The sequence below is a fragment of the Castellaniella caeni NBRC 101664 genome (assembly GCF_001592225.1).
Taxonomy (GTDB): Bacteria; Pseudomonadota; Gammaproteobacteria; order Burkholderiales; family Burkholderiaceae_B; genus Castellaniella; species Castellaniella caeni.
Genome location: NZ_BCWN01000003.1, coordinates 203,740 through 226,360 on the forward strand (window position 1 = coordinate 203,740; position 22,621 = coordinate 226,360).

General features: G+C 65.8%; 21 protein-coding genes. 5 read left to right on the forward strand and 16 right to left on the reverse strand.

All coding sequences use genetic code 11. The features are described from left to right. Positions 1-277: 277 nt before the first annotated feature. Complete coding sequence (gene icd / locus CCA01S_RS03265; protein ID WP_066453987.1) at positions 278-1,534, reverse strand: NADP-dependent isocitrate dehydrogenase; 1,257 nt, start codon at positions 1,532-1,534, stop codon at positions 278-280. Positions 1,535-1,824: 290 nt separating this feature from the next. On the opposite strand from icd, the gene CCA01S_RS03270 reads away from it, so the two are divergent. Beyond that, entirely contained in the window at positions 1,825-2,256 is a 432-nt protein-coding gene (locus CCA01S_RS03270) for a DUF1841 family protein (RefSeq protein ID WP_066453990.1), read from the forward strand. A 100-nt stretch (positions 2,257-2,356) separates the two neighbouring features. Here the strand turns inward: CCA01S_RS03270 and CCA01S_RS03275 are convergent, their stop codons facing one another. Further along, positions 2,357-2,725 carry a c-type cytochrome gene (locus CCA01S_RS03275; protein ID WP_066453993.1) on the reverse strand — a complete coding sequence of 123 codons (369 nt, stop codon included), beginning with the start codon at positions 2,723-2,725 and terminating at the stop codon, positions 2,357-2,359. Positions 2,726-2,734: 9 nt separating this feature from the next. Further along, a complete protein-coding gene (locus tag CCA01S_RS03280; protein WP_066453995.1) occupies positions 2,735-3,088 on the reverse strand; it encodes a c-type cytochrome in 354 nt (117 codons plus the stop codon). Between the two features lie 185 nt (positions 3,089-3,273). Between CCA01S_RS03280 and CCA01S_RS03285 the strand changes: the two genes are divergently transcribed. Both CCA01S_RS03285 and CCA01S_RS03290 read left to right on the forward strand, forming a co-directional pair. Further along, entirely contained in the window at positions 3,274-4,137 is an 864-nt protein-coding gene (locus tag CCA01S_RS03285; RefSeq protein ID WP_066453998.1) for an AAA family ATPase, read from the forward strand. A gap of 21 nt (positions 4,138-4,158) precedes the next feature. Next, positions 4,159-5,331: a vWA domain-containing protein gene (locus tag CCA01S_RS03290; RefSeq protein WP_066454001.1), complete on the forward strand. Its 1,173-nt coding sequence runs from the start codon at positions 4,159-4,161 to the stop codon at positions 5,329-5,331. 46 nt (positions 5,332-5,377) lie between these two features. Here CCA01S_RS03290 and CCA01S_RS03295 read toward each other — a convergent pair whose 3' ends face one another. The 13 genes from CCA01S_RS03295 to CCA01S_RS03355 form a co-directional block, all read right to left on the reverse strand. Continuing rightward, positions 5,378-6,979, reverse strand: coding sequence for a GMC family oxidoreductase (locus CCA01S_RS03295; protein WP_066454005.1), 1,602 nt, complete (start codon positions 6,977-6,979; stop codon positions 5,378-5,380). A gap of 19 nt (positions 6,980-6,998) precedes the next feature. Further along, a complete protein-coding gene (locus tag CCA01S_RS03300) occupies positions 6,999-7,787 on the reverse strand; it encodes a shikimate dehydrogenase family protein (RefSeq protein ID WP_066454008.1) in 789 nt (262 codons plus the stop codon). A gap of 173 nt (positions 7,788-7,960) precedes the next feature. After that, positions 7,961-8,725 (reverse strand): SDR family oxidoreductase, encoded by a 765-nt coding sequence (locus CCA01S_RS03305; protein ID WP_066454010.1) that lies wholly within the window; start codon positions 8,723-8,725, stop codon positions 7,961-7,963. Further along, on the reverse strand, positions 8,715-9,713 hold the full coding sequence (locus CCA01S_RS03310) for an NAD(P)H-quinone oxidoreductase (RefSeq protein WP_066454012.1): 999 nt from the start codon (positions 9,711-9,713) through the stop codon (positions 8,715-8,717). The genes CCA01S_RS03305 and CCA01S_RS03310 overlap by 11 nt, the downstream gene beginning before the upstream one ends. Before the next feature lie 245 nt (positions 9,714-9,958). After that, a complete protein-coding gene (gene lpdA / locus CCA01S_RS03315; RefSeq protein WP_066454015.1) occupies positions 9,959-11,362 on the reverse strand; it encodes a dihydrolipoyl dehydrogenase in 1,404 nt (467 codons plus the stop codon). A gap of 7 nt (positions 11,363-11,369) precedes the next feature. Beyond that, entirely contained in the window at positions 11,370-12,686 is a 1,317-nt protein-coding gene (locus tag CCA01S_RS03320; protein ID WP_066454098.1) for a pyruvate dehydrogenase complex dihydrolipoamide acetyltransferase, read from the reverse strand. A 96-nt stretch (positions 12,687-12,782) separates the two neighbouring features. Beyond that, positions 12,783-14,981, reverse strand: a complete 2,199-nt coding sequence (locus CCA01S_RS03325; RefSeq protein ID WP_066454018.1) for an alpha-ketoacid dehydrogenase subunit alpha/beta — start codon at positions 14,979-14,981, stop codon at positions 12,783-12,785. 20 nt (positions 14,982-15,001) lie between these two features. Further along, positions 15,002-15,826 carry an SDR family NAD(P)-dependent oxidoreductase gene (locus CCA01S_RS03330; RefSeq protein WP_066454021.1) on the reverse strand — a complete coding sequence of 275 codons (825 nt, stop codon included), beginning with the start codon at positions 15,824-15,826 and terminating at the stop codon, positions 15,002-15,004. Next, positions 15,823-16,563: an ABC transporter ATP-binding protein gene (locus tag CCA01S_RS03335; RefSeq protein WP_066454024.1), complete on the reverse strand. Its 741-nt coding sequence runs from the start codon at positions 16,561-16,563 to the stop codon at positions 15,823-15,825. The genes CCA01S_RS03330 and CCA01S_RS03335 overlap by 4 nt, the downstream gene beginning before the upstream one ends. After that, positions 16,560-17,339, reverse strand: coding sequence for an ABC transporter ATP-binding protein (locus CCA01S_RS03340; RefSeq protein ID WP_066454027.1), 780 nt, complete (start codon positions 17,337-17,339; stop codon positions 16,560-16,562). Before CCA01S_RS03340 ends, CCA01S_RS03335 begins: the two co-directional genes overlap by 4 nt. After that, a complete protein-coding gene (locus CCA01S_RS03345) occupies positions 17,336-18,571 on the reverse strand; it encodes a branched-chain amino acid ABC transporter permease (protein ID WP_084386409.1) in 1,236 nt (411 codons plus the stop codon). The genes CCA01S_RS03340 and CCA01S_RS03345 overlap by 4 nt, the downstream gene beginning before the upstream one ends. Positions 18,572-18,574: 3 nt before the next feature. Continuing rightward, positions 18,575-19,516 (reverse strand): branched-chain amino acid ABC transporter permease, encoded by a 942-nt coding sequence (locus tag CCA01S_RS03350; protein WP_066454030.1) that lies wholly within the window; start codon positions 19,514-19,516, stop codon positions 18,575-18,577. A 115-nt stretch (positions 19,517-19,631) separates the two neighbouring features. After that, positions 19,632-20,870 carry a branched-chain amino acid ABC transporter substrate-binding protein gene (locus tag CCA01S_RS03355; protein ID WP_373278651.1) on the reverse strand — a complete coding sequence of 413 codons (1,239 nt, stop codon included), beginning with the start codon at positions 20,868-20,870 and terminating at the stop codon, positions 19,632-19,634. Positions 20,871-21,079: 209 nt separating this feature from the next. On the opposite strand from CCA01S_RS03355, the gene CCA01S_RS03360 reads away from it, so the two are divergent. Together CCA01S_RS03360 and CCA01S_RS03365 are read left to right on the forward strand one after the other, a co-directional pair. Then, positions 21,080-21,817, forward strand: coding sequence for an SDR family NAD(P)-dependent oxidoreductase (locus CCA01S_RS03360; protein WP_066454035.1), 738 nt, complete (start codon positions 21,080-21,082; stop codon positions 21,815-21,817). A gap of 37 nt (positions 21,818-21,854) precedes the next feature. Further along, positions 21,855-22,556, forward strand: a complete 702-nt coding sequence (locus CCA01S_RS03365) for a FadR/GntR family transcriptional regulator (RefSeq protein ID WP_232304960.1) — start codon at positions 21,855-21,857, stop codon at positions 22,554-22,556. Positions 22,557-22,621 lie beyond the last annotated feature (65 nt).

Genomic DNA, 22,621 nt, shown 5'->3' on the forward strand with positions numbered 1-22,621 from the left:
TGGAGCTTACAGCCCACCGCCATCCGTCAAGGCATAGGGTCTGTCCTTGGGTTTGGCGGCATTGATGACGACGGGGCGCAGCGCGTGGGCAAAAGCACGAGACATGGGGCCATGATCCTGAAATTTTGGGGCCATGATAGCAAATATGGCCCCAAACTATGGCCCCAAACTCACGCGATGGCCCCGGATTCAGCCCTACCCTACCGGGCACTAAAAAGCCCCGCTCTCCTATGAAAGCGGGGCCTTTGCAGACTTCAATGAATCAGTCGAAAACCGATTACATATTGTCGATCATCACTTGCCCAAAGCCCGAGCACGACACTTGTGTGGCGCCTTCCATCAGGCGGGCGAAGTCGTAGGTGACCTTTTTCGACAGGATGGACTTGCCCATGCTGCGGATGATGAGGTCGGCGGCTTCCGTCCAGCCCATGTGGCGCAGCATCATCTCGGCGGAGAGGATTTCGGAGCCCGGGTTGACGTAGTCTTTGCCGGCATACTTGGGCGCCGTGCCGTGGGTGGCTTCGAACATGGCCACGGAGTCGGACAGGTTGGCGCCCGGGGCGATGCCGATGCCACCCACCTGGGCGGCCAAGGCGTCGGAGACATAGTCGCCGTTGAGGTTGAGCGTGGCGATAACGTCGTATTCGGCCGGGCGCAGCAGGATTTGCTGCAGGAAGGCGTCGGCGATGGAATCCTTGACCGTGATGTCGCGCCCGGTCTTGGGATTCTTGAACTTGCACCACGGGCCGCCGTCGATCAGCTGGGCGCCGAATTCTTTTTGCGCCAGTGCGTAGCCCCAATCGCGGAAGCCACCCTCGGTGAACTTCATGATGTTGCCCTTGTGCACCAGGGTGACCGTGGCACGATCATTGTCGATGGCGTACTGAATGGCCTTGCGCACCAGGCGTTCGGTGCCTTCGCGCGAGACGGGCTTGACGCCGATGCCCGAGGTGGCCGGGAAGCGGATCTTGTTGACGCCCAGTTCGTTTTGCAGGAATTCGATCAGCTTGCGCGCCTTGTCGGATTCGGCTTCGAACTCGATGCCCGCGTAGATGTCTTCGGAGTTTTCACGGAAGATGACCATATTGGTCTTTTCGGGTTCACGCACCGGCGAAGGCACGCCCGTGAAGTAGCGCACCGGACGCAGGCAGACGTAGAGGTCGAGCTGCTGGCGCAGGGCCACGTTCAGCGAGCGGATGCCGCCGCCGACCGGCGTGGTGAGCGGGCCCTTGATGGACACGACGTAGTCGCGCACGGCTTCCAGGGTTTCTTCGGGCAACCAGACGTCCGGGCCATAGATCTTGGTGGACTTTTCACCGGCATAGACTTCCATCCAGTGAATCTTGCGCTTGCCGGCATAGGCCTTGGCCACGGCGGCATCCACGACTTTCAGCATCACCGGGGTGATGTCCTGGCCCGTGCCATCGCCTTCGATGTAAGGGATGATGGGTTCGTCTGGGATATTGAGAGAAAAATCGGCATTGACCGTGATTTTCTGACCACCGGCCGGGACTTTGATGTGCTGATAAGACATGAGTGCTCCAGTGTTGCTGGGGTTGTTGTTCAAAAAGAGGATGGTGTGACTGGTGTGAGTCTTATATAAGAGTTTAACGTAAACTGCCCATCAAGACGCTCACGTTCTGCCTGCCAATGCGCTGCGGCCCGATCCGGGCCTTGGCGCCACTCCGGCGCCGTACACCCGATGCCACGGGCACCGCAGCCCCCCTGGTCACGCCTGTATTCTACTGATCCCGCCCGGCGGGCGATAGCCGCGCCAGGCCGCTAAAATGAGTGTATCGTTCTCATCTTTCCGCTGGCCGCCGCATGTTCAATCCGTCCAAAGAGCAAGTTCGCGAGTTTTTCACTGAGGCCTGGCGCAAGCGACGCACGGGCGGGGTGCTGACCCCGCTCGAGACCATGGCCGCGGATCTGGTCGAGCGCCATCCCGAATACCACGACGACCTGCAAGACCCCGAGGCCGCAGCGCGCGAATACCCCGTCGAAGCAGGGCGCACCAACCCCTTCCTGCACTTGTCGATGCACCTGGCCATCCAGGAACAGATTTCGATCGATCACCCGCCCGGCATCCGCGCGGCCTGGAACACCCTGCTGCAGACGCACGACGAACACGAAGCCGCCCACGTCATCATGGACGCGCTGGGCGAGGTCGTCTGGGAAGCCCAGCGGCTGGGCACGCCGCTGGACAATGACCACTATCTGGATCTGATCCGGCGCTACGCCAGCCGCGGGCGCTGACGCCCGGTCGCCAGCAAAGAACACACTTGGCACCACGCCCGGACAGCGCTGACCGTTGGCTGAGATGCCGCGCGCAAGCGCCCAGCGCCGCGTAGCCGGACTATTTGAAGCTGTCCGGGTGCACCGACAGCGGCGAAGGCAAGGTGGCCAGCCATGAAGTGATGTTGTCGATGTCGCTGGCCGACAGCTGCGCCGCCATGGCCCCCATCACGGCGTTCTTGCGCACGTTGGCCGAGGCGGGCTCGCCCTTCTGGCCGCGCTGATAGGCCACCAGGGCATGCGCAAGGTAGTCGCGGTGCTGGCCGGCCAGAATGGGGTAATCGGGCTGGATGGGTGACTTGGCGTCGGCCCCGTGACAGGAAAAGCAGGTGAATTTCTGGAAGGCGGCCTGGCCAGCGGCAAGATCGGCGGCCTGCGCGCCCGCGGACATCAGGCCCAGGGCCAGGAGAGCAATCGAGACGGTTCGCATGGGGGCTTCCTATTTGAGACTGGAATAGTAGGCAGCGACATCGGCCATGTCTTGAGGCGACAGGGACTGCGCGATGGCATCCATGGTGGGAAACGAGCGGGCCCCGCTGGCGTATTCTTTAAGCGCCGCGACGATGTAGGCCGCGTTTTGGCCGGCGATCATGGGCACGTGGTACAACTCGGGGTAGGCTGCGCGGTAGTCTTGAATGCCGTGACAGCCGATGCACATGGATACTTTCTGAGAACCCGCCTGCGCATTGCCCTGAACGGCGGGGGGGTCTGCGGCCAGGGCCGAACCGGCTACCAGAAACGATGCCACCACACTGGCGACCGCACCATGACGCGTCAATCTGACTGACTTCATATGGCCTCTTGTCTCGTGTTTCGTGTTTTAGTGTCGGCATCGGCCACCCTCAAACCCTGACCGATGAGGCCTACCGATTGTACGATAGTTACCTGATACAGACAGCCTTAAACGGTTGAACCCTATAGCAAACCCTGATACAGCATGGGCCGCCCGCCACCTTTCACCCTCTTTTCCGGGACATCATGACCACCCCCACCGCCTCCAACGCCTCTCCCCGCTTCCAGGGAACCGAGCACTACGTCGCCACCGATGCCCTGAAGATGGCCGTCAACGCCGCCCTGGTGCTGCAGCGCCCCCTGCTGGTGAAGGGCGAACCCGGCACGGGCAAGACCATGCTGGCCGAAGAAGTGGCGCAGGCCCTGGGCCGCCCGCTCTTGCAGTGGCACATCAAGTCCACCACCAAGGCACAGCAAGGGCTGTACGAATACGACGCCGTCTCGCGGCTGCGCGACTCGCAGCTGGGCGACGCCTCGGTGCACGACATCGGCAACTACATCGTGCGCGGGGTACTGTGGCAGGCCTTTGAAGCCGAAGCGCCAAGCGTCGTGCTCATCGACGAAATCGACAAGGCCGACATCGAATTTCCCAACGATCTGCTGCGCGAACTCGACCGCATGGAATTCCACGTCTACGAAACCCGGCAGACCATCCAGGCGCGCCACAAGCCGCTCATCATCATCACCTCGAACAACGAAAAAGACCTGCCCGACGCCTTTTTGCGGCGCTGCTTCTTTCACTACATCGAGTTTCCCGACCGCGCCACGCTCAGCGACATCGTCGCCGTGCACTTTCCCGAGCTGCGGGCCGACATCCTCGGCGCCGCGCTGGATGTCTTCTTTCGCCTGCGCGAGGTGCCCGGCCTGAAAAAGCGCCCGTCCACCTCTGAGTTTCTCGACTGGCTGCGCCTGCTGCTGGCGGAATCCGTCGCCCCCGAAACACTGGCCCGCCAGGACATCCCGCCGCTGGCCGGCGCCCTGCTCAAGAACGAGCAAGACCTCGGCCTGCTGCGGCGGCTCGCCGCGCTCACCCAGCGCGGTGGGCGCTAGGCGCTTCCCATCGAGCACCCCATGCTGATCGATTTCTTCACCCAGCTGCGCGCGGCCGGCATCCCGGTCTCCACCCAGGAATACCTCAGCCTGCTCGAACTGCTGAGCAGCCCCGCCGCCCCCACCAGCACGGAAGATTTCTACCACCTGGCGCGCATGGCGCTGGTCAAGGACGAAACCCGCTATGACCGCTACGACCGGGTCTTTGCCAGCTTCATCGGCCAGTTGCAAGCCCGCGCGGGCAAGGGTGCGGACATTCCCGCCGACTGGCTGATGCAAACCTTCCGCAAGCATCTCAGCGATGCCGAAAAGGCGGCGCTGGAAAAATACGGCTGGGATCGCCTGATGGAGATGTTCCGCGAGCGTCTGGCCGAACAAAAAGAACGCCACGCGGGCGGCAGCAAATGGATCGGCACGGGCGGCTCCTCGCCCTATGGTCACGGCGGCTACCACCCCGAGGGCATCCGCATCGGCGGCCCCTCGGCGGGCAACCGCACGGCGGTCAAGGTCTGGGAACAGCGCCACTACCGCGACTACGACGACCAGCAGGCACTGGGCACGCGCAACTTCAAGATGGCGCTGCGGCGGCTGCGGCGCTTCGCGCGCCAGGGCGCCGCCCTGGAACTGGACATGCCCGGCACGATCCGCGGCACCGCCGAACAAGCCGGCCTGCTCGACCTGCGCTGGGTGCCCGAGCGCCACAACACGGTCAAGGTGCTGATGCTGCTGGACGTGGGCGGCAGCATGGACGATCACATCGCCCGCATCGAAGCGCTGTTTTCAGCGGCGCGCAGCGAATTCAAGCACTTGGAAGTATTCTATTTCCACAACTGCCCATATGAATCGGTCTGGCGCCACAACGAACGCCGCCGCAGCACGCGCATCGACACGCAAGACCTGCTGCGCAGCCATGGCGAAGACTGGCGCCTGATCCTGGTGGGCGACGCCTCGATGAGTCCCTACGAGCTGCTCTACCCGGGCGGCTCGATCGAGCACCACAATACCGAGACGGGGGCAACCTGGCTGCAGCGTCTGCTGGGCCACTGGCCGCACGCCGTGTGGCTCAACCCAGAGCCCTCCGGTTCGTGGCAGTACCGTCAGTCGATTGCCCTGGTGCGCGAGCTGATGCACGAGCGCATGTTCGGCATGACGATCGACGGCCTGGAACAGGCAATGCGCCTGCTGTCCAAGTAAAACGTTTCCCTGGACGCCTTCTGGCGGCAAGCCCCCGAATTCGCAATCAGCGGGCGGCGGCCTGCAAAATGAGATCGGCGCCCTTTTCCGCCACCATCATCACCACCCCCTGCGTATTGCCGGACACCATGGCCGGGATGACCGAAGCATCGACGACGCGCAGGCCGTCGAGCCCGCGCACGCGCAGCTCGGTATCCACCACGCTGGCGGCATCCGAACCCATGCGGCACGTGCCGATGGGGTGGTAGATGGTCTGGCCGTTTTCGCGGGCGAAGCGCAGCCAATCGTCGCGCGACTGCGTCTGCGCGCCCGGGCTGAGTTCCTGTTCGACGTAGCGGGCCATGGCGGGCTGATCCATGATGCGGCGCGCCAGCCGCATGCCGCCGATGAGGCTGTCCTGGTCGCCCACGCAATCGAGAAAGTTGGGCCGGATGACCGGGCCGACGTTGGGATCGGCGCTGCGCGCGTGAATGCTGCCCACCGACTGCGGCCGCAACTGGGCCACACCCAGCGTCATGCCGGGGCGGTGATCGAGCTTGCGCTCGGCCGCATTGGCATAGCTGGCGTGCATGAAAAAATACTGCACGTCGGGTGCGGGCAGATCGGGGTGGCTTTTCACGAAGCCAAACACCAGGCCCGTACCCAGCGTCAGGATGCCGGTGTGGCGGGCAAAATACTCGGATACCGCCAGCCCCAGCCGCCAACCGCGTGTAAGCTCATTGAGCGTCTGAGTGTGCCGCACGCGCCAGTTCATGCGCGTGCAGAAGTGATCGATGTAGTTCTCGCCCACGGCGGGCAGGGCATGGCGCACCGGCACGCCGATGGACTGCAGCACGCCCGGATCGCCAATGCCCGAGAGTTCGAGGATCTGCGGCGACTGCACCGTGCCGGCGGCCAGGATGACCTCGGCCCGGGCGCGCACCTGCACGCGCTGTCCATTGTGCAGGTAACTGACCCCCACGCAGCGGCGCTGGGCCTCGTCCAGGTCGAGCCCCAGCACCTGGGCCTGGGTGTGTACCGTCAGGTTGGCGCGGCCGCGCGCCGGATCGAGATAGCCCTGGGTGACGCTCCAGCGCCGACCCTGGCGCTGCAGCACCTGGTAATAACCAAAGCCCTCCTGCTCGCCCGCGTTGTAGTCGGCGTTATACGGCTGGCCCGCCTGGGCGGCGGCGGCCAGCAGGGCGTCGGCCAGAACGTGGCGCTCGCCCACCTCGCTCAGGTACATGGGCCCGTCGTGTCCGCGCGCGGCCCCGCCCTGGGCGTAGTTTTCGAGCTTGCGGAAATAGGGTTCGACGTCTGACCAACCCCAACCATGGGCTCCCAGCGCCTGCCAGTGGTCGTAGTCGGCGGGCTGGCCGCGCACGTAGATCATGCCATTGATGAGCGACGAGCCGCCCAGGCCCTTGCCACGCGGCACGGCAATGACGCGATCCAGGGTGTTGGGCTCGGGCGCGGTCTCGAAGCGCCAGTTGAAACGCGGATCGACCAGCAGCTTGCTGAAGCCTGCGGGAATCGGAATCCAGAACCCGCGCCCCTCGCCGCCCGCCTCCAGCAAGAGCACGCGGTGCTTGCCGGACGCCGTCAGGCGGTTGGCCAGGATGCAGCCCGCAGTGCCGCCGCCGACGATGACGTAGTCATACTCTTGCATGTCCGCCCCGCTCGATGCCTCAATCCCGCAACATGAAACGTGCCATCAGCCGCACCTGCTCGTCGAGCATGTGGCGGCCAAAGTGCACCGGGCAGCCGTGCGCCTGCGCCTGGGCAAGCAAGGGGGTCAGTTCCGGCTTCATGATGATTTCGGCCACGAGGGTGTGCGGCTGCAGCCGGTCGATCGCCAGCGGCAGGGGGTCGTCCGGCTTCATGCCCAGCGACGTGGCGTTGACGACCACGTCATAGCCCTGTGGGTCGGCGTCTCCGGCCTGGATATCGGCCTGCGGAAAGGCCTGGCGCACACGCTGCACGACGGCATCGGCCTTGGCGCGCGTGCGGTTGGCGACGACCACCTGCGCGGCCCCCGCCTGCGCCAGCGAAAACGCAATGGCCCCGGCCGCGCCGCCCGCCCCCAGCAGCAGGCAGCGCCTGCCCGCCGGATCATGACCCTGGGTGCGCAGGCCTTGCACGAAACCGGCGCCATCGAACATGTCGCCCACCAAACGGCCATCAGGGTCACGGCGCACGGTGTTGACCGAGCCCGTGGCCTGGGCCGCCGGGCCCAGCGCGTCGCACAAGGCCGCCACCGCCGTCTTGTGCGGCACCGTGACGATGAAGCCGTCCAGGTTCCGGGTGCGGCGAAAGCCCTCGACCACGGCGGCCAGGCCTTCGGGCGCCACGTGTACCGGCACCAGCACGGCATCGAGCGCGCGCGCCTCGAAGTAGGCATTGAGCACTTGCGGCGTGCGCACCTGCGCGATGGGGTCGGCCACAATGGCGAAGAGTCGGGTGTTTCCGTTGATCATGAGAAAGTCGCTCCATCAGTCTTGATCGGCCCCTATCCGGGATCCCGTATTGGTTAATACTCGTGCCTAAATTCGTCGCTGATGCAGCCATGCCGCGTATCCATCCGAATTTAAATATACGGTTCAACCAAACGGGACACGGGTGGTTTGGCCGGGGGTCTATGCGCCTGCGTTCAGGTCATCAACCAGCCGCCCGCCACGTCCACCACCTGGCCGGTGACGAACGCCGCCTCGTTCGACGTAAGAAAGGCACAGACGTCGGCCACTTCGCTAGGCTTGCCCAGGCGCCGCAGCGCGGTTTCGCGGATGACGGCCTGGTTGGCCGCATCGGCCACGGTGCTGAGCAGTGGCGTGCTGATGCGCCCCGGCGCCAGCGCATTGACGGTGATGCCGTGGGGCCCGAGCTCGGCGGCGGCGTGGCGAGTGAAGCCGATGAGCGCCGCCTTGGTGGCGCTGTAGTGCGCGCCCACGATGCTGCTGATGGCCACCTTGCCCGCCACCGACGACATGGACACGATGCGGCCAAACCCCCGGGCGATCATGCCCGGCGCGAGCAGGCGCGTGAGGTAGAACGCGCTGTTCAGGTTGACCCCCACCACGCGATCCCACTCGAGCGCGTCCATGGCCTGCACCGGCGACGGCGCCCCATCGTGCTTGGGTGAAATGCCCGCGTTGTTCACCAGGGTGTCGATCTCGCCCAGCTCGGCGCGAATCTGTTCGACGGCCGCCGCGCAGGCGTCGTACCGGCTGACATCCGCCGCCGCGAAGCTGACGGCATGCCCCTGCTGGCGCCAGGCCTGCACGGCAGCCTGGCCGCGCGCGTCATCCAGATCGACCAGGCCCACGCGCGCGCCCTCGCGCAGGTAGCGCTCGACCAGGGCGCTGCCGATGCCGCCCGTTGCGCCCGTCACCAGAACGACCCGATCTTCATGCCGCATGCTGTTCTCCCGCGATGTCGAGCACCAGCTTGCCAATGTGCTGGCTGCTTTCCATGAGGCGATGCGCCTCTTGCACCTGATCCATGGCAAACACGCGGTGGATGACGGGCAGGCACTGGCCCTGCTCCAGCAAGGGCCAGACGTGCTTGTGCACCTCGGCGGCCAGGGCCGATTTTTGTGCCGCCGGGCGCGCCCGCAAGGTAGAGCCCGTGAGTGTCAGGCGGCGCAGCATCATGGGCATGAAGTCGAAATCGACCTGGCTGCCCTGCAGGAAGGCGATCTGCACCAGCCGCCCTTCAAGGGCCAGACAGCGCACGTTGCGCGGGATGTAGTCACCACCCACCATATCGAGCACCATGTCCACGCCGCGCCCTCCGGTCTCTTGCGCCACCACATCCACAAAATCCTGCTCGCGATACTGGATGGCCACATCGGCCCCCAGTTCGCGGCAGGCCTGCGCCTTGGCCGCGTTGCCCACGGTGGTGAGCACGCGCGCGCCGTGGGCCTTGGCCAGCTGGATGGCGGTGAGCCCGATGCCGCTGGAACCGCCATGGATGAGGACGCTTTCACCCGCTTGCAGGCGCCCGCGCTGAAAGACGTTGGTCCAGACCGTGAAATAGGTTTCCGGCAGGGCACAGGCCTGCGTCATCGTCAGACCCTTGGGCACCGGCAGGCAGTGGCCGGCGTCCGCCACGCAGTATTCGGCGTAGCCGCCACCCGGCGTCAGCGCGCAGACGGCGTCGCCCAGCTGCCACTGGGTGACGCCCTCGCCCACCGCCGACACGCGGCCCGACACTTCGAGCCCCAGATAAGGTGAAGCGTCGGCGGGCGGCGGATAAGAGCCCGAACGCTGCAGCACGTCGGGCCGGTTGACGCCGGCATACTGGACGGCAATCAGCACCTGCCCGGGGCCGGGCCGGGGCACAGGCGCCTCGACGAGCCGCAGACACGCCGCGTCGCCACCCTTCCCATGATCGATCAGTTTCATTGTCTCGCTCGCAAAATTGAAGCGCTTCAAATTTAGCACCAATTATGAAGCGCTTCAAATATGTAAAACCCTATGTTGTCGCACATAAAAACGACGCACAGGAGTCACCACCCGGCGAACATCCATGCCACAGGGCGGCCTGCGGCATCCCATGTGTGCGTCAGCAACGGCAATTGCCCATCAGTACAACGCAGCGTGCACGCCACGGATACCGGGGCGGGCACGCAAACCCGACAAACAGCGCACTAGACGTGCAAGGCTCTGCCGTAAGCGGACAGCACGGCCTCGTGCATGGCTTCGGATTGCGTCGGATGCGCGAAAATGGCCTGCATGAGTTCGGCCTCGGTGGTTTCCAGCCCCATGGCAATGCCATAGCCCTGGATCATCTCGGTCACTTCCGCCCCCACCATATGCGCCCCCAGCAACTCGCCGCTGGCGTCGTCGAAGATCACCTTGACGAAGCCCTCGGTGTCGCCCAGCGCGATGGCCTTGCCGTTGGCCACGAAGGGAAACTTGCCCACCTTGACGGCGCGCCCGTTGGCGCGCGCCTGCGCTTCGGTGAGGCCCACGTGGGCCACTTGCGGATGGCTGTAGGTGCACGCCGGAACACGCGCGGCCACCAGCGGGTGCGTATCCAGCCCGGCGATCTTTTCCACGCACAGGACGGCCTCGTGCGACGCCTTGTGCGCCAGCCAGGGGGCTCCGGCCACATCGCCGATGGCGTAGACGCCGGGCTCGCCAGTCTGGCACCAGGCGTCCGTCAGGATGTGCGTCTTCTCGACGCGCACAGCGGTGCGCTCCAGCCCCAGCTGCTCGACATTGCCCTGGATGCCGGTCGCCACCAGGATCACGTCCACGTCGCAGGGCTGCTCGTGGCCTTCGAGCGTCACCTGCCAGGCCCCCGCCACCCGGCGGGTGGCCGTGATGCGCGTGCCCAGGTGCAGGCGGATGCCCTGCTTGCGCAGGGAGGCTTCCATGTGGACGCTGACCTCGACGTCTTCTGCGGGCAGGACGTGTTCGGCCATCTCGGCCACCTGCACCTGCGCGCCCAGGGCGTGATAGAAGCTGGCGAACTCGATGCCGATGGCCCCCGCGCCCACCACCAGCAAGCGCCGGGGCAGAAACGTGGGCGCCAGGGCCTCGCGGTAGTACCAGACCGAAGCCGGGTCGGGCGCCAGCCCCGGCAGCTCACGGGCGCGCGCGCCGGTTGCCAGAATGATGGACTTGGCCCGCAGCCGGGTCGGCGTCTGGTCACCCGTCACGGCGGCAAGGTTCAGGCAGCCGCGCCCGGCCAGGCTGGCCTGCGCGCGGATAACCTCGACGCCGTGCTTTTTCATGAGGTGCGCCACGCCGCGCTGCAGCTGGCCCGCCACCTGACGCGAGCGGGCCACCATGGCGGCCAGGTCGGCGCGCGGCTCGGTCACCTGCACGCCAAACTGCGCCGCCGCGCGGGCAAGGCGCAGTACGTCGGCCGAGCGCAGCAGCGCCTTGGTGGGAATGCAGCCCCAATTGAGGCAGATGCCGCCCAGGTCGGCCTTTTCGATCAGGGCCGTGCGCAGCCCCAACTGCGCCGCACGGATGGCGGCGACGTAACCGCCGGGCCCCGCGCCGACGACGGCGACGTCATAGTCATATGCAGTCTGTGCCATGGTGCCCTCAGATCAAGATGCTCATGGGCGCCTCGATGAGGCGCTTGAAGACCTTCAGCCAGCGGGCCGCCAGCGCGCCATCGATGGCACGGTGATCGACCGACAGCGTCACCGTCATCATGGAGGCGACGAAAACCTGCTCTTCCGAATCGACGATGGCCCGCTTTTCGGTGGCGCCCACGGCCAGGATGGCGGCCTGGGGCGGGTTGATGATGGCGGCAAACTCGGTGACGCCGTGCATGCCCAGGTTGCTGACGGTAAAGCTGCCGCCCTGGTACTCGTGCGGCTGCAAGCGGCCCTCGCGCGCGCGGGCCGCCAGGTCGGCGATATCCGTGCTGATGGCCGACAACGCCTTCTGGTCGGCCTGGCGCACGATGGGCGTGATGAGGCCAGACTCGGTGGCCACAGCCACCGACACGTCCACCGCGTCGTATTGCAGCAAGGCGTCGTCTGTCCAGCTGACGTTCATCTGTGGCAGCTCGGCCAGCGCCACGGCCGCCGCCTTGACGATCAGGTCGTTGACCGAGATGCGCTGTGCCACGCTGGCATTGATGCGCTGGCGCAAGGCCAGCAGCTCGTCCATGCGGCAGTCGGCACGCAGGTAAAAATGCGGCACCGTGGTCTTGCTCTCCAGCAGGCGGCGGGCAATGGTGCGGCGCATGGCCGTGTGCGGGATGCGCGTCACGCCGGGCTGATCGGCCGCTGTCGCTGAGGCGGCTGCCGTGCCGGCAACCTGCGCGGCAGCACCCGCGGTGGCGGCGCCAGCTGCTGCGGTCGCAACGGGTGCCCGAGGCTGCTGCAAGGCGGCCTGCACGTCGCGCCGCACGATGCGGCCATGCGGCCCGCTGCCCGGCAAGCCCTGCAGCGCCAAACCTGCGTCAGCGGCCAGGCGACGCGCCAAGGGGCTGGCGAACACGCGGCCTTGCTGCGCGTCGGCCAGCGACGCCGCCGAAACAGAGGCTGCCGCGCCAGCGGCAGGCGACACACCCGCACCGGCTGCTTGGGCCGACGGCGGCGCAGCCACCTGGGCCGCTGCCGCATCGCGCACCTGCCCCATCAAAGCCGCCGCATCCGCGTCTGTTTCGCCGGGGGACAGCAGCACCGCGATGGGCGCGGCCACGGCCGCCGCCTGGCCCGCGGACACCAGAATTTTGCCCAGTACCCCGTCGGATTCGGCGTTGAACTCGATGACCGCCTTGTCGGTCTCGATCTCCGCCAGGCAGTCGCCGACGGCCACCGGGTCACCCTCGGCCTTGCTCCAGGCCACGATGGTGGCGGATTCCATATTGGCAGCCACCTCGGGCATCTGTAATAGAACGGCCATGTCACCGCCCTCCTTGTTCAAGATTGATCATGATTGCCCTTGCCTGACGTACGACGACAGCAAGGGCGTCGATAGGGGATACGAGCAGCATCGGCCTCACGGGCGCAGGGGCGCGCCCTGTTCGCGCATCACCCGCTCCAGCCCCTCGACCACCTCTTCGGTGCGCGCGCACGCGGCGCGCTCCAGCACTTTGGAAATGCTGGGCGAGGCCTCGCCACCCGTGACGCGCTGGATCGGCTGGTCGAGCCAGTCGAAGAAGCGCCGCTGGATTTCGTCGGCCAGCCAGGCGCCGTACGACGTGCCGCGCGCACCCTGCTCGACGATGAGCACGTTGTTGGTCTTGCGGATGCTGGCACCGATGGTTTCCCAATCGAGGCTGGCCCGATCCAGCCAGCGCAGGTCGATCACCTCGGCGTCCACGCCCGTCTGCTCGACGGCTTCCAGCGAGTGGCGCACCATGGACAGGTAGGTCAGCACGGTGAGCGCCGAACCCTCGCGCCGGACAGCGGCCTTGCCAAAGGCGGTCTGGTAGTCGAAATCGTCCACCGGCGCCAGGCCGCTGCTGGCGTACAGATCGACGTGCTCGATGACGAGCACCGGGTCTTCCAGCTGCAGCGCGGCATGCATGAGGCCCACGTAATCAAAGGGCGTGGACGGCGCCACGATGCGCCAGCCGGGGCTGGTGGCGAAAATACCGGCGGGGTCCATCGAGTGCTGCGAGCCATAGCCCGTGCCCATGGCCACCTTTGAGCGCAGCACCAGCGGCATCTTGCTGTCGCCACCGAACATGTGCCGCGCCTTGCCGATCTGGTTGAAGACCTGGTCGGCCGCGACCCAGAGGAAGTCGGGATACATGAATTCGACGATCGGCCGGAAGCGCCCGTCCATCGCCATACCACCGCCCAGGCCCGCGAAGGCGTTCTCGCTGATGGGCGTACCCAGCACACGCGTGGGGTACTTGTCTTTCAGGCCACGCGTGGCGCCGTTGGTGCCGCCCTTCAGGCGGTGCACGTCCTCGCCCAGCACGACGATGCGCTCATCGGCTGCCATGCGGCGATCGAGCGTATCGGCGATCACGTCGATGAACTTGCGTTCGTGCAGCGCCCCCTGGAAGCTGGATTCCTCCTCGCAGCGGGCGCCGTCGAGTTCGCGCAGGTCGCCGCGCAGACCCACGTCGCGAAACCCCGGATCGGGCCACAGTTCGGGGCGGATGCGCTTCTTGCCCGCCTTGCCCGCGGGGTCGGCCTCGGTCAGGGCGTCCACCGCCTGCTGCATGGCGGCCTGCATGCGCGCGCGCAAGGCCTCGACCTCGGCGGCGGTGATCATGCCCAGCGCCTGCATGCGCGCGGCCAGGTGATCCAGCGGATCGCGCTTGCGCCAGGCGGCTTCTTCTTCCTTGCTGCGGTAGCCAAAGGCGCTGCCCGGGAAACCGCCGTTCTGGTGCAGGTAGCGGTAGACGTCGGCCTCGATCACCACCGGGCCCTTGCCCGCGCGCATGTGCGCCAGGGCGCGCTGCATGGTGAGGTGCACGGCGTAGACATCCATGCCGTCCACTTTCCAGCTGGGGATGTTGAAGGCCAGGCCGCGCGCCGACAGGCGCGGCTCGGCGGTGGCTTCCTCGACGTTGGTGGACACCGCGTAGCGGTTGTTCTCGATGAAGAAGCACAGCGGCAGCTTCCAGGCGGCGGCCAGGTTCATGGTTTCCAGCACCGAGCCGATGTTGACGGCCCCGTCGCCAAAGAAGGTGACCGCCACGGCATCGCTGCCCGCATGGCGCTGCGCCCAGGCCGAACCCGCCGCCAGCGGCACGCCGCCGCCCACGATGGCGTTGGTGCCGGTGACGCCGGCTTCTTCCCAGCGCAGGTGCATCGAGCCGCCACGGCCATGGCAAAAGCCCTGCGACAGGCCCAGGATCTCGGCCAGCGTGCGCTGCAGCAGGGCTTGCACGGGCTGGGTCAGTGCGGCGCGCGGATCCACGCCGGACGGCATGAGGTAGGCCAGCGACTTGGACAGGAAGTGGTGGTGCCCGCGGTGCGAGCCATTGACCTGGTCGGCCGCCGTGAGCATCGCCAGCGCCCCGGCGGCGCCGCCTTCCTGGCCGATGCTGGAGTGCGCCGGGCCGTGCACCAGGCCGTCCAGGGCCAGGCCCACCACGGTTTCTTCAAAGGCGCGAATCAGGTGCATGTGCGCCAGCAAAGTGCCCAGCACAGCCGGGTCGGCGGCTTTCCAGTCGGCCTCGGTGACGCGCAATTCGGCCCACGGGGCGGCGGGAGACAGCGAAATAAGTTTAGACATGAGTGCTCTCCACGAGATGATCAGATATAGCTGTAGGCCGACCAGCCGCCATCGGCCAGGGCCACGTGGCCGTTGATGAAGGCGGCATGATCCGAGGCCAGGAACAGGCCCAGGGCGGCGATTTCTTCGGGGGTGCCCAGGCGGCCGCTGGGCGTGCGGCGCACCAGGGCGTCGAGATCCATGCGGCCGCGCGCCACGAGATCGTCCACCAGCGCGGTACGGATGTAGCCCGGCGCGATGGCGTTGACGCGCACCCCTTCGGGGCCCCATTCGATGGCCAGGGACTTCGTCAGCATGGCCACCGCCGCCTTGGTGGCGCAGTACGCCGCCCGCTCGGGGGCGGCCACCACGCCGTACATGGACGCCATGTTGAGAATGACGCCCTGGCCGCGCGCCACCATGCGGCGGGCCGCCGCCTGCGCGCAATAGAACACGCCGTTGAGATTGACGTCCACCGCCTTGCGCCAGGCCTCGCCCGAGAGTTCGAGCGTGGGGCAGTTCATGGAAATGCCGGCGTTGTTGAGCAACACGTCCACCTGCCCCCACTGCGCGTCGATGGCGGCAAAGGCTTGCGCCACGGCGGTTTCGTCGTTGACCGCGGCTACGTGGCACGCCAGCCGCGCATCGGGGACGGCTTGTTGCAGCCCCTGTGCGGCGGCCTCCAGGGCCGCGCCGTTCAGGTCGATGAGCGCCAGGCGCGCGCCGACGGCGGCAAAGGCATGTGCCATGGACAGCCCGATGCCGCTGGCCGCGCCCGTGATGACCACGACCTTGTCGCGCAGGCCCGCGAAGCCTTGGCCGCGGGCCAGCCCCTGCAGGGTATCGAGTGTGTAGGGAGTCGTCATACGGCCAGCCAGTCCTTGAGCAATTGGGGTTGATCGGTAAGTTCGCCGGGCGTGCCACTGAACACGATGTGGCCGTGTCCCAGCAGGCAGACGTCGGTGGATATCTTCATGGCGATGGTGAGTTTCTGTTCGACCAGGATGACCGAGACACCATGCCGGTGGATGTCTTCGATGGCCTCGCCCACCACCTCGACGATCTTGGGCGCCAGGCCTTCGGTGGGCTCGTCGATCATGATGAGCTGCGGGTTGCCCAGCAAAGAACGGCAGATGGTCAGCATCTGCTGCTCGCCGCCCGACAGATTGCCCGCCAGGGTGTTGCGTCGCTCTTTGAGGCGCGGAAAATACGTGAACATCTGCTCGATCGTCCACTGGGCCGCCCCCTTGCGGGGCGGCTGCATGCCCATCACCAGGTTTTCCTCGACGCTCAGGTTGGCAAAGACGTCGCGCTCTTCGGGCACGAACGCCATGCCACGGCGGGCAATAGCATAGGGCTGCATGCCCGCCAGCTCGTGGCCGTCGAAGCGCACCTGCCCGGCGCTCGGGGGCACCAGGCCCATCAACGCCTTCAGGGTGGTGGAGCGGCCCGCGCCGTTGCGGCCCAGCAGGCTCAGCACCTTGCCGCGCCCCACTTCGAAATCGAGCCCACGCAAAATATGGCTCTTGCCGTAATGCGCGTGCAGACCGCGCACCGACAGCAAGGGCTGCGCCGCGGACGGTATCGTCTGACCGGTGCTCATACGCTCACCTCCGTGCCCAGGTAGGCTTCCTGCACCTGCTGGTTGTTGCGGATCTCATCGGGCGTGCCGGTGGCAATGATCTGGCCATAGACCAGCACGCTCACGCGGTCGCTGAGCGAGAACACCACGTCCATGTCGTGCTCGACGATCATCAGCGTGCGCGTGGCCGTCAGTTCGCGGATGAGGCCCACGGTGTAGTCGGTTTCCTCGCGCGACATGCCGGCCATGGGCTCGTCGAGCAGCACCACCTTGGGATCGGAGGCCAGCGCCATGCCGATCTCCAGCGAGCGTTGTTCGGAATACGACAGCTCGCCGGCCAGCACATCGCGCGCACGCAGCAGGCGCAGCTCGTCGAGCAGCTGCTCGGTTTCCCGGGTGATCTGGCGTGCCTGGTTCACACGGCTCCAGAAGTTGTATTGCAGGCCATAGCGGCGCAGCAGCCCGAAGCGCAGGTTCTCGAACACGCTGTGTCCGGGGAAGATGTTGGTGATCTGGAACGAGCGGGCCAGCCCCATCTGGTTGATGGCGCGCGGCGTCTTGCCCTGGATCTCGCGCCCCTGCAGCGTGATGGTGCCGCTGGTGGGCTGCAGCTGCCCCGAGATCAGGTGAAACAGCGTGGATTTTCCCGCGCCGTTGGGCCCGATGATGGCATGGCGCTCGCCCTCGATGAGGGACAAGTCCACCCCACGGATGATCTGCGTCTCGCCAAACGATTTGTGAACCCCGGACAGCTGCAGGATCGGGGCCGAGGCCGCCCTCTGATGTACCTGACTCATGATGCATACTCCTCACGCAAGCGGGCCCAGCGGCGGCTGACACCCAGCACTCCCAGCACCCCGGCCACCATCAGGGCCAGCGGCACCAGCCACACCCACGTCTGCCCCGGCAGCAGGGACAGGCCAAAGAGCCGGATGGCGGGCCACGGCTGTCCGGCCACGAGCAGCGATTGATAATCCTGGGCCAGGATCACGGCCAGCACCTCGACGATGAAGACCAGCCCGATGGCGCCCAGCACGCAGGCGGCGCTCCAGCCCGCCAGTACCGTGCCCAGCTGGCGCGCCGAATGGCGGTCGCTGTAGCGGCGCCACCATTTGCCGATGCTGAACAGCCCGGCGGGCATGAACATCATCACGAGCACGAAGATCACGCCCTGGTACAGCAGCCAGGTGCGCGTCAGGTCGGACACGGCATAGCCGAAGAACGTCATGACTGCCGCGCCCAGGGCTGGGCCGAAGAAGGCGCCGATGCCACCGATGTAGGCATTGAGCACCACCTGCGCCGACAAATTCATGTCGAAGAGCACGTAGTTGGCGGCCTCGTTGTTCATGGCCAGCAAGGCCCCGGCCAGGCCCGAGAAGGCGGCCGACACGGTGAACACCATGAGCCGCAGACGGTGCACGTCGTAGCCCATGAAGCGCAGGCGGTGCGTGTTCTCGCGCAGCCCCTCGCACAGGCGCCCCAGCGGCGTGCGGGTGAAGTAGAACAGCAGCGCCACCCCCAGCACCACCCAGAACAGCGTCAGGTAGTACACCTGGATGGATGAGCCGAAATCCAGGCCCCAGGCCGGCATGCGCATGGCCGACACCCCGCCCTCGCCGCCGAAGATGCCGCTCAGGTGCGGCGCGAGCGAATGCAGCAGTTCAGCCAGCGCCAGCGTCACCATGGCGAAGTAGACACCGCTGCGCTGGGTGGAGAACCAGCCCGCCACCACGCCCAGCAGGCCGCCGCCGATCAGTCCGGCCAGCGGCAACAGCGGCGTGGGAAAACCGGCGATCTGCTCGACGGCATTCATGGCGTGGATCGTGGCGAAGGTGCCGATGGCGAAATAGGCCGAATGGCCGAACGACAGCATCCCACCCTGCCCGGCCAGCACGTTGAAGGCCGTGGCAAACAGCGCGGCGATCAGCATCTGGATGCCGGCGTTCACCAGGGCCGTGGGCAGGTACAGGGGCGCCAGCACCAGCAAGGCCAGCAACACCAGCAGCGTCAAAATACGGCTTGACATCATTTTTTACTCCCGATTGCCCATCAGCCCGGAGGGGCGCACCATCAGCACCAGCAACATCAGGGCGAAGGGGATGGTGCCCGCCAGCGACGACACTTTCAGCGTCAGCAGGCCGCCCACGTGCCGGGCCCAATCGCCCAGGCCCAGCAGCCCCAGGCCGTCGGCCAGGCTGTAGTCCACGCCCACGGCAAACGAGGTGATCAAGCCGATCAGCAGCGAGGCCACCATGGCGCCCCCCAGCGAGCCGAGGCCGCCCACCACCACGACGACGAAGACCATGACGCCCAGTTCGAGCGACATGTTCGGATTGGTCGTATAGAACGCCCCGGCCACGGCGCCGGCCAGCCCGGCCAGCGCCGAGCCCACGGCAAAGACCCCCATGAAGACCATGGGCACGTTGTGTCCCAGCGCCTCGGCCATGCGCGGTTTGAACACGGCCGAACGCACCACGATGCCGACGCGGGTACGCGTGAGCAGCAGGTAGATGAGGGCGAACATCAGCACCGACGTGCCGCCGATCAGCAGGCGGTAGAAGGGGTAGTTGGCCCCGAAGATGCTGAAGGCGGAAAAATCGAGCGAAGCCGGCACCTGGTAGTCCACCGGGTAGTTGCCGTAGAACAGCTTGACCAGCTCGGTGATGATGAAGGACACGCCGAAGGTCAGCAGCAGCTGGTGCCCGTGGCCGTACTGGTGCACGCGGCGCAGCATGTAGCGCTCGACCAGGCCGCCGATGATCCCGACCAGCACGGGCGACAGGAGGATGGCGGGCCAGAACCCCAGCACTTTCTGCAGACTGTAGGCCAGATAGGCCCCCAGCATGTAGAAGGCCGCGTGCGCGAAGTTCAGAACCCCCATCATGCCGAAAATCAGTGTCAGGCCAGCCGACACCATGAACAGCAGCAATCCGTAGATCACGCCATTGAGCAAGGAGATGGTGAAAAATTCCATGCGGATTCCCCGTAGCGCAGCGCCGGGCCGAGGGCCAGGCCATGCGCGATGGACGACGTTTTTTTGGAGACGATGACAGCCGGGGCCGCCTTCAGCGGCGGCCCCGGCTACCGGATCAGGCGGGGCGCTTCATCTTGCAGGTGGATTCCACCGGATTGACCGCTTCTTCGCCGGTGAAGGTCTTCACGGCCAGAAAGCCCATGTCGGTGTCGTCGGCCTTGTACTTGGCCTCTTTGCTGACTTTGGACACCACGATGGGCAGCACCACCTGGTGATCCGCCGCGCGGATGGTCTGCTCGCCCATGGGGGTCTGCAGCTTCACCTGTTCGAGGTTCAGGGCCAGCTGGCTGACCGGCATCGCGCCGTCCTTGGCGGGCGTGTTCTTCAGCGCCTGGCCCAACATTTCCATGCCAAAGACCGTCTGCGGCTCGATGAAGGTCGGGTAGTGGCCGGTCTTGGCCTTGTAGGCCTCGCCGAACTGCTCGGTCTTGTCGTTCAGGCCGAGGTTGAAGGCCGTGGATACGTAGTGGCCCAGCGCGGTTTCACCGGCGTTGGCAAGATTGCCCGGCTGGTCGAGGAACACCGTGCCAAAGCGCACGTTCAGGCCCGCATTGCGCGCGCTTTTCATGAGCAGCAGCAGGTCGTTCGACCAGTTGCCGGTGATCACCGTCTGGGCACCGCTGGCGCGAATCTTGGAGGTGTACGGCGCGAAGTCCTGGATCTTGTTGACGTCGTGCAGGACGGATTCGACCACGGTGTAGCCACCCTCCTGGGCAAAGCCCTGGATGGCCTTTTGCATGTCCATGCCCCAGGAATAATTCTGGTTCATGGAGAACACCTTGGTGCCCAGGTCGCCCGCGTCTTTCATGGCATGCACCAGCGTCTTCACGCGGATCGGGGCGTTGGTGGTGAAGCGGAAATGGTAGAAGTGGCACTTGTCGCCCGTGAGTTCGAGCGCCTCACCGCCCATGTTCAGGTAGAGCACTTCCTTGCCCGGGTTGCGCAGATTGTATTTGCGCACGTCTTCCGTGATCTGTCCCGACACCGCCGAGGACGAGCCCTGGATGATGACGCGGGCGCCACCGGCAATCGCCGCCTTCACCTTGTCGGACGCGCCCGCGGGCCCGCCCTGGTTGTCGTATTCGGCCAGTTCGACCGGCGCGCCATCCCAGCCACCCGCCTGGTTGATTTCTTCCAGCCCGTACTTGACCGCCGTGCGGTACAGAAGCCCGGTCGAGGCCTGCGGGCCGGACAAAGTTTCAACCAAGGCGATCTTCAGCGGTTCGGCCTGGACGGTGCCGACGGCCAGCAAGCCGCACACCGACATCATTGCTGCAATCTTTGTGTACTTCACTCCTGCCACTCCTGTGTAATCATCCATATGTATGCTTGTCTGATATGTTTGCTTCACTTATCAGACAAGTTGTAGAATTCTAGTCAGGTCGAAAATTGCTTGTCAACGAAAGTCCGTGGCACGAGCGACAAATTCTCGATCAACAAGAATTATTCGTTTGTTTTCAATCGCTTGAACAGCATTAGGAATAACCCTAAGAGGAGACCCACATGATTTCTTTCACCGGCAAAACCGTACTCATCACCGGCGCCAGCGGCGGCATTGGTCGCGAGGTGGCCCGGCAGATGGCCCTGGCTGGGGCCAACGTCGCCCTGTGCGATCTCTCCACCCAGGCGCTCGACACCCTGGCCCACGAACTGGCGGCGGCGCCCGGCGGCACCTCCACTCACACAGTGGACGTCGCCGACGCCCAGGCCTGCCGACAGCTGGCACAAACCGTGGCCCGGCACCACGGCGGCATCGACTATCTGGTGCACTCGGCGGGCATCTACCCGGAACAGCGCGTCGAGGACATGAGCGACGAGCAATGGCGCAAGCTCATGAGCATCAACCTGGACGGCACCTTCTACATGTGCCGCAGCGTCATCCCGCACCTCACCGACCACAGCGCCATCGTCACCTTGTCATCCCTGGCAGGGCACCGCGGCAGCCTGGGCCACGCGCACTACTCAGCCTCCAAGGGGGCCGTCAGCAGCCTGAGCAAGAGCCTCGCGCTCGAACTGGCCCCCCGAACCCGGGTGAACATCGTCGCGCCCGGCATCATCGCCACGTCCATGGCCGAGCCCCTGATGCGCCAGAAAGGTCAGGCGCTGCTGGACAACACGCCCATGAAGCGCTTTGGCACGGCGGCCGAAGTGGCCAGCGTCATCGCCTTCCTGTGCTCCGACCTGGCCAGCTTCGTCACGGGCGAGACGCTGCACGTGAACGGCGGCCTGTATATCGTGTAATACTGGCCAAAGCCCCTTGCATATGACGACCAGGAACATGGATACACCCACGCAGCCGCTGACGACCGGCATCGTCGATTGGCTCAAGGACGAAATCGAGCAGAATCGCCTCACAGAGGGCAGCAAGCTGCCCAGCGAAAAACAGCTGTGCGAGCAATTCGGCGTCAGCCGCTCGGTCGTGCGCGAGGCCATCTCCCAGCTGAAATCCGAGGGCCTGGTCAGTTCGCACCAGGGGCGCGGCGTGTTCGTCAACGCGCGCAGCGCGCGACAGTCGTTCCGGCTCTCCAGCACGGCGCTCGACGACCACGACGCCATCGAGCACATCATCGAGCTGCTGGTGGCTTTCGAATCCGCCGCCGCGCGGCACGCCGCCGTGCGCCACACGTCCGCCGACCTGAAAGCAATCCGCCGCGCGCTGGTGGGCATGGAATACGCCATTCTCAACGACCAGCCCGGCGACAGCGAGGACTACGCCTTTCACCAGGCCATCTGCGATGCCACGCACAACCCGCACTTCATCGCGCTCAACGAATACCTCGAACAGCACGTGCGCGGGCTCATCCGCCAGGCCCGCACCAACACGGTCACCCACCATCAAGATCTGGTGATGGCCGTGCAGACCGAGCACCACCAGATTCTCGACGCCATCGAGGCGCGCGACGGTGCCGCCGCCGCCCACGCCGCCGAAACGCACCTGCGCAATGCGGCGCAGCGACTGGATATTTATTTGAAGGATTGACACGGATCGGCCTGCAGGCCGATCCGATTCGCCAGGCACAGATCAGCCCGCAGGGGCTGGGGGGG

Coding starts and splice junctions, on each gene's coding strand:
- CCA01S_RS03320 (WP_066454098.1), bottom strand. CDS start 12,686: ATGGCCGTTCTATTACAGATGCCCGAGGTGGCTGCCAATATGGAATCC.
- CCA01S_RS03310 (WP_066454012.1), bottom strand. CDS start 9,713: ATGAAACTGATCGATCATGGGAAGGGTGGCGACGCGGCGTGTCTGCGG.
- CCA01S_RS03285 (WP_066453998.1), top strand. CDS start 3,274: ATGACCACCCCCACCGCCTCCAACGCCTCTCCCCGCTTCCAGGGAACC.
- CCA01S_RS03365 (WP_232304960.1), top strand. CDS start 21,855: ATGGATACACCCACGCAGCCGCTGACGACCGGCATCGTCGATTGGCTC.
- CCA01S_RS03325 (WP_066454018.1), bottom strand. CDS start 14,981: ATGTCTAAACTTATTTCGCTGTCTCCCGCCGCCCCGTGGGCCGAATTG.
- CCA01S_RS03330 (WP_066454021.1), bottom strand. CDS start 15,826: ATGACGACTCCCTACACACTCGATACCCTGCAGGGGCTGGCCCGCGGC.
- CCA01S_RS03340 (WP_066454027.1), bottom strand. CDS start 17,339: ATGAGTCAGGTACATCAGAGGGCGGCCTCGGCCCCGATCCTGCAGCTG.
- CCA01S_RS03335 (WP_066454024.1), bottom strand. CDS start 16,563: ATGAGCACCGGTCAGACGATACCGTCCGCGGCGCAGCCCTTGCTGTCG.
- CCA01S_RS03275 (WP_066453993.1), bottom strand. CDS start 2,725: ATGCGAACCGTCTCGATTGCTCTCCTGGCCCTGGGCCTGATGTCCGCG.
- CCA01S_RS03280 (WP_066453995.1), bottom strand. CDS start 3,088: ATGAAGTCAGTCAGATTGACGCGTCATGGTGCGGTCGCCAGTGTGGTG.
- CCA01S_RS03270 (WP_066453990.1), top strand. CDS start 1,825: ATGTTCAATCCGTCCAAAGAGCAAGTTCGCGAGTTTTTCACTGAGGCC.
- CCA01S_RS03300 (WP_066454008.1), bottom strand. CDS start 7,787: ATGATCAACGGAAACACCCGACTCTTCGCCATTGTGGCCGACCCCATC.
- icd (WP_066453987.1), bottom strand. CDS start 1,534: ATGTCTTATCAGCACATCAAAGTCCCGGCCGGTGGTCAGAAAATCACG.
- CCA01S_RS03345 (WP_084386409.1), bottom strand. CDS start 18,571: ATGATGTCAAGCCGTATTTTGACGCTGCTGGTGTTGCTGGCCTTGCTG.
- CCA01S_RS03305 (WP_066454010.1), bottom strand. CDS start 8,725: ATGCGGCATGAAGATCGGGTCGTTCTGGTGACGGGCGCAACGGGCGGC.
- CCA01S_RS03360 (WP_066454035.1), top strand. CDS start 21,080: ATGATTTCTTTCACCGGCAAAACCGTACTCATCACCGGCGCCAGCGGC.
- CCA01S_RS03350 (WP_066454030.1), bottom strand. CDS start 19,516: ATGGAATTTTTCACCATCTCCTTGCTCAATGGCGTGATCTACGGATTG.
- CCA01S_RS03290 (WP_066454001.1), top strand. CDS start 4,159: ATGCTGATCGATTTCTTCACCCAGCTGCGCGCGGCCGGCATCCCGGTC.
- CCA01S_RS03295 (WP_066454005.1), bottom strand. CDS start 6,979: ATGCAAGAGTATGACTACGTCATCGTCGGCGGCGGCACTGCGGGCTGC.
- lpdA (WP_066454015.1), bottom strand. CDS start 11,362: ATGGCACAGACTGCATATGACTATGACGTCGCCGTCGTCGGCGCGGGG.